This window comes from Wolbachia pipientis (genome assembly GCF_023661085.1).
Lineage (GTDB): Bacteria > Pseudomonadota > Alphaproteobacteria > Rickettsiales > Anaplasmataceae > Wolbachia.
The window spans coordinates 1-2,389 of the sequence record NZ_JAHDJT010000150.1 but is presented as its reverse complement, the minus strand read 5'-3'; the positions used below and the strand labels follow the sequence as shown (position 1 = coordinate 2,389).

Below are 2,389 nucleotides of genomic sequence, written 5' to 3'. Positions count from 1 at the left end.
GCTGTAAGAGAAGAAAATCTCCCTAAAGTTAGAGAGCTTATCAGTCGAGGGGCTAATATCGATACTGAAAGGGATGGTAAAACACCACTAGATATTGCTAAAGAAAAACTTAGAGAACATAGTAAAAATGAAGAATGTAGTGATGTTGTGCAGTGCTTAGAAAAACTTAATCAAGAAAGAGAAAAGCCTGTACAACGTAAACGCCGTCATCACCATGGAGATCACAATCATCATCATATGTCAAGAAAACCTCTTGCTATAGATTTAAGTGATCAACCTGAGATAACAGCAAGTAGTGGTACAAGACCATCTTCATGGATAAATGATTTGTTTAGTTGGGTGAAAAGTTCTGTAGGTGGGTTTAGAGCTGCTTTATCTGAGGAAGCATCAAATACTGCAAGTTCAATACCACAAGTTGATGAGCAATTTGCCAAAGCTTCGGTAAGTAATAGTAGTTCAACAAGTACCACACTACCATCTGATGGTACAGATAAAAAACAAGAAAATGGAGGTTTCTTTCGAGACAACATTGATTATGTAAATGCAAATATAAAACAAATGCGTGAAAGGCAAACACCTGTTAAATTTAAACCTAGTAGCGGAAATATAATACTAGAAATGGGAGATCACTATCTATCACAGGTTGATTTTAATGGTACAATAATATTACTTGATTTATTAATTAGAAAAGTTACAGGTCAGAAGTATATTTCTACAGTAGATCAGTCTATATCCCCACTAGAAGCACAGGGCTATGCATTAAATATTACAGAGGGATTTGAGAAAGTAGTAGAACAAGCTGGATTAAAAAGTGGTGTATCAATGCATCGATTAAATATTGATTTTGTGGAAATACAGAAAGAAGTTACAGGAAAAATCATGAGTGGTAAATTTGATGAGATTTCGGGAGTTTTAAACTCATACCTAGAAGAAGCATGTCCTGGTAGAGAAGCAGGATGCCCTGGTAAGTTAAGTCCGAAAAAGTTTGACAAGTTTATAGCTCAATTTAATAAGGGTCTGCTAAATCAATCAATAGAGCAGATATTACACAACAGAGATGGTAGATTAGAAGTTGATGGTACAAAGCAAATGAGTTTAGAGCCTCAAAGTTATTTAAGTAATGCTTCAGTTCACAGCCATTCAAAAGTATCAACTTGTCTTTCTGAGATAGGAGCAACCAAGCTTGGAGGTAATATCAATAGGTAGGTTATAATATAAGAGGTGGAGCTATAATATGCTAAATAGTAGAAAATTTACAGTAGAATTTAAAGTAAAGGCTGTAGAATTAGCCAGAAAATTAGGGAGATCAGTAGCAAATTTGAGGGTCCTAATACTAACATGGATGAAGTAGAAATTATAGGCAATAAGACTGGAATTGGGAAATAAGTGGTAATGTACTCTCCATATTAAACTTACAGTATGTATTTTTGATATGGAAGGCTGAATAGGAGGGTTTTGTTATGGTAGTAATCTATGTAATTCTGTGTGTAATCTTTATAGCTATTTTAGATAGTTCACTAGACTCTTGATTAGGGGTATGTCTAACTTAGAAAAGATTTTCATAAATGTTGAAAAGTAAAGTGAATAAGTTGTAGTATTTATGTTTTTTCCCTGAGTTGTAAAATTTCAGAGTGAGAGAGGCCGGTAATTTGAGCGATAACGTCTATAGAGATACCGGCCTTAAGTGAGTTTTTTGCGACTTCAATGTCCCTTTCTTTCCGACCTTCCGCTCTGCCTTTTTGATGACCGATTTGGAAGCCTCTTTCTTCTCCGACCTTAAGACCTTCATCAAATTTTTGAGCAAAAGCAGCTATCTCATCCATTATACGTTTTTTCATTTGTTCATATGCTAGTAATTCTTCTTCCGACCAATTAAACTTATTCATCTCTTCATAAGCTCGTTTTATTACTACATCACTGCCTGCTATTTTATCTAGGTCCTCTTCTCTCGTTTCTGCTGCATATCGAAAAAAATAACACCATTTTTCAACTATGTTTTCCAATTGATCTTCTTTCGTCTTTGTAAATTTTGGTAGTTCTATGAATACGAAATAGAAGTCCTTTAAGTCATGTTCATTGGTATTCTCATCGCGAATAGTATGATTTGATTTATACTCAGTCTTATTTGGAAAAATAATACAATCAGCAACAGCTATGAAGATAATTTCCTTGAGGTTATGATAATCATCACCTTGATCTGCTTGACTTGAGTAAGCTTGAGCAGCATAATATTGAGCACGTTTTTCGAAGCCTTTGGTCTTAGTGAACTGCATCTCTATTATATACCTCGAGCCTAGGGAATCTTTACAAAGAACATCGACAATGCTCTGCTTTTTAGCAGCAATTTCAGGGTCCAAAATGGTAGCTAAGAATTCAACATCCTGAATAG

Annotated in this window: 2 protein-coding genes; one reads left to right on the top strand and one right to left on the bottom strand. The window is 34.8% G+C overall.

What is annotated here, in order from left to right:
• Window positions 1–1,206 (top strand): latrotoxin-related protein (locus tag DM84_RS05720; protein ID WP_250779022.1); only part of this gene is annotated, 1,206 nt, incomplete at its 5' end.
• 392 nt (window positions 1,207–1,598) lie between these two features.
• Here the strand turns inward: DM84_RS05720 and DM84_RS05715 are convergent.
• Window positions 1,599–2,389: Rpn family recombination-promoting nuclease/putative transposase (locus DM84_RS05715; protein ID WP_250779021.1), on the bottom strand; the 791-nt coding region annotated here is incomplete at its 5' end.